Origin of the sequence: Daejeonella sp. (assembly GCF_044232565.1) — a bacterium.
Lineage (GTDB): Bacteria > Bacteroidota > Bacteroidia > Sphingobacteriales > Sphingobacteriaceae > Daejeonella.
Window position 1 is genome coordinate 1 of sequence record NZ_JBIILQ010000311.1, and the last position, 3,004, is coordinate 3,004.

Genomic DNA, 3,004 nt, shown 5'->3' on the forward strand with positions numbered 1-3,004 from the left:
ATGCGCGCCGCTGTCCAAGCTTAAGACATGGAAAGTTCTGGAGAAGGTCGGCTGATGACCACTCGCAATTTTGAAGAAGGATCGAACACATGATCCAGATGCAGACGAACCTCGATGTGGCGGACAACAGCGGCGCCAAGCGGGTGATGTGCATCAAGGTGCTGGGCGGATCGAAGCGTCGCTTTGCCGGCGTCGGCGATGTCATCGTCGTTTCGATCAAGGAAGCAGCACCCAAGGGCAAGGTGAAGAAGGGTGACGTGCACCGCGCCGTTGTCGTGCGCACCGCCAAGGACATCCGCCGGGCCGATGGCTCGGTCATCCGTTTCGATGGCAATGCGGCCGTTTTGATCAACAAGAACGAGGAGCCGATCGGCACTCGTATCTTTGGTCCAGTGGTGCGCGAGCTGCGCGCGACGGGGCACATGAAGATCATCAGCCTCGCGCCGGAGGTGCTGTAATGAGCGCCGCCAAGATCAAGAAGGGCGACAAGGTCGTCATCCTGTCCGGTAAGGACAAGGGCAAGCACGGTGAAGTCACCAGGGTTAGCCCGAAGGAAGGCAAGGTTGTCGTTGGCGGCATCAATATGATGACGCGTCACAAGAAACCCTCGCAGCAGGATCCCCAGGGCGGGCTGGAGCGCATTGAAGCGCCGATGCACGTTTCGAAGGTTGCAATCGAGGACCCGAAGACCGGCAAGCCGACTCGCGTTGGTTTCAAGGTCCTTGAAGATGGTCGCAAGGTGCGTGTCGCCAAGCGGTCTGGAGAGCAGATCGATGGCTGACCTAGAAAACCTGACCCGGATGCAGCAACTGTACGTGGACACGGTCCGCGCCCAGATGATCGAGCAGTTCGGCTACAAGAACCTCATGCAGGTTCCGCGGATCGAAAAGATCGTCTTGAACATGGGCGTTGGCGAAGCCACCCAGGACAAGAAGAAGGTCGATAAGGCTGCCGAGGAAATGGCGTTGATTGCAGGGCAGAAGCCCGTCATCACCAAGGCCAAGAAGTCGGTCGCCACCTTCAAGCTGCGGGAAGGCATGCCGATTGGCTGCAAGGTCACGCTGCGTCGCGAACGCATGTATGAATTTCTTGACCGGTTGATCACCGTGGCGCTGCCGCGTGTCCGCGATTTCCGTGGGCTCAACCCCAAGTCGTTCGACGGTCGTGGCAATTATGCCATGGGCCTGAAGGAACAGATCATCTTCCCCGAGATCAATTACGACAAGATCGACAGCGTCCGGGGCATGGACGTGATCATCACCACATCGGCGAAGACCGACGACGAAGCCCGTGCGTTGCTCAAGGCATTCGGCTTCCCGTTCATCCAGCCCGCTGCTGACAAGAAGGCTGCCTGACATGGCCAAGCTCTCATCGATCAACAAGAACGAGCGTCGCAAGGCGCTGGTCGTCAAATATGCCGGCAAGTTCGCCGTCCTCAAGGCAATCGCCAACGACGAAAACCGTGACGACAACGAGCGCCTGATGGCCCGCCTGAAGATGGCGGAACTGCCGCGCAACGCCAATCCGACGCGGGTGCGCAACCGTTGCGAGCTTACCGGCCGCAGCCGTGCCTATTACCGCAAGTTCAAGCTTTCGCGCATCATGCTCCGCGAACTGGCCAACAAGGGCCTGATTCCCGGCGTGACGAAGTCGAGCTGGTAGGACCGCAAGATGTCGATGACCGACCCCCTTGGTGATATGCTCACCCGGATCCGCAATGGCCAGCAGGCCAAGAAGGATTCAATTCTCACCCCGGCCTCCAAGCTGCGTGCCCGCGTCCTCGACGTGTTGCAGCGCGAAGGCTATATCCGTGGCTATTCCGAAGCCAATGCCGGCACCGCAACCGCGGCGCTGCGCATCGATCTGAAGTATTTCGAAGGCAAGCCTGCGATCCAGCATATCGCGCGTGTTTCGAAGCCGGGTCGCCGCGTCTATTCGGGCGCCACTGAACTGCCGCGGGTCCGCAACGGCCTCGGTATCGTCATTGTTTCGACGCCAAAGGGTGTTCTGTCCGACGCGGAAGCGCGCGAACAGAATGCTGGCGGCGAAGTCCTCTGCCAGGTGTTTTAAGCCATGTCGCGTATTGGGAAAAAGCCCGTGCCGGTACCGGCCGGAGTCACCGCTTCGGTTGATGACCGGGTACTTTCGGTCAAGGGTCCGAAGGGCGTCATGTCGATGCCGATGTCCGACGACATCAGCTATGATATCAGCGAAGGCCAGATTGCGGTCACCCCGGCCAATGAAACCAAGCGGGCTCGTGCCTTTTGGGGCATGCAGCGTACCCTGGTGTCGAACTTGGTCATCGGTGTTTCGGACGGCTTCATCAAGGTCCTTGAAATCACCGGCGTTGGTTATCGCGCTTCGGTGCAGGGTGCCAATCTGAAGCTGCAGCTTGGCTACAGCCATGATGTCGATTTCGCCATTCCGGACGGCATCACCATTAAGACGCCGGACCAGACGACGGTTGAAATCTCGGGCAGCGATAAGCAGCGCGTGGGCCAGGTTGCCGCCGAAATCCGGCGCTGGCGCAAGCCCGAACCCTACAAGGGCAAGGGTATCAAGTATCGCGGCGAGAAAATCTTCCGCAAGGAAGGGAAGAAGAAGTAATGGCCAAGCTTTCGCTTTTCGATCAGCGCCGTCGGCGCGTCCGCACCGCGCTGCGTGCCAAGGGCGGCGCTCGTCCGCGCTTGTCGATCCATCGCACCTCGCAGCACATTTACGCCCAGGTCATCGACGATGCCCGTGGCGTGACGGTGGCTTCGGCGTCGACGCTGGAAAAAGATGTTCGCGACGTCACGGGTGCGACCATGGATGCGGCAGCAGCGGTCGGCAAGCGTCTTGCCGAACGCGCCAAGGCAGCCGGCGTGTTGCAGGTTGTGTTCGATCGTGGCGGTTTCATCTTCCACGGCCGCGTCAAGTCGCTGGCCGATGGTGCCCGCGAAGGCGGATTGGAGTTTTAATCGATGGCTGACGAAATCCAGAACGCCGGTGCGCCCGGTGGCGG

At 59.9% G+C, this 3,004-nt stretch carries 7 protein-coding genes; all 7 read left to right on the forward strand.

Annotated elements, in window-relative coordinates; all coding sequences use genetic code 11:
• The first annotated feature begins 89 nt into the window (after window positions 1-89).
• Genes rplN through rplR form a run of 7 tightly spaced genes read left to right on the forward strand, consistent with a single transcriptional unit; the run spans window position 90 to window position 2,960 of the window.
• Window positions 90-458, forward strand: a complete 369-nt coding sequence (rplN, locus tag ACILQF_RS12550) for a 50S ribosomal protein L14 (RefSeq protein ID WP_395627741.1) — start codon at window positions 90-92, stop codon at window positions 456-458.
• Window positions 458-781 carry a 50S ribosomal protein L24 gene (rplX, locus tag ACILQF_RS12555; protein WP_395627742.1) on the forward strand — a complete coding sequence of 108 codons (324 nt, stop codon included), beginning with the start codon at window positions 458-460 and terminating at the stop codon, window positions 779-781. The genes rplN and rplX overlap by 1 nt, the downstream gene beginning before the upstream one ends.
• Window positions 782-800: 19 nt before the next feature.
• Complete coding sequence (gene rplE, locus ACILQF_RS12560) at window positions 801-1,355, forward strand: 50S ribosomal protein L5 (protein WP_395627747.1); 555 nt, start codon at window positions 801-803, stop codon at window positions 1,353-1,355.
• A 1-nt stretch (window position 1,356) separates the two neighbouring features.
• A complete protein-coding gene (rpsN, locus tag ACILQF_RS12565; RefSeq protein WP_395627743.1) occupies window positions 1,357-1,662 on the forward strand; it encodes a 30S ribosomal protein S14 in 306 nt (101 codons plus the stop codon).
• Between the two features lie 9 nt (window positions 1,663-1,671).
• Window positions 1,672-2,070, forward strand: coding sequence for a 30S ribosomal protein S8 (gene rpsH / locus ACILQF_RS12570; RefSeq protein WP_395627744.1), 399 nt, complete (start codon window positions 1,672-1,674; stop codon window positions 2,068-2,070).
• Between the two features lie 3 nt (window positions 2,071-2,073).
• Window positions 2,074-2,607: a 50S ribosomal protein L6 gene (gene rplF / locus ACILQF_RS12575; protein ID WP_395627745.1), complete on the forward strand. Its 534-nt coding sequence runs from the start codon at window positions 2,074-2,076 to the stop codon at window positions 2,605-2,607.
• Window positions 2,607-2,960, forward strand: a complete 354-nt coding sequence (rplR, locus tag ACILQF_RS12580) for a 50S ribosomal protein L18 (RefSeq protein WP_395627746.1) — start codon at window positions 2,607-2,609, stop codon at window positions 2,958-2,960. Before rplF ends, rplR begins: the two co-directional genes overlap by 1 nt.
• Window positions 2,961-3,004 lie beyond the last annotated feature (44 nt).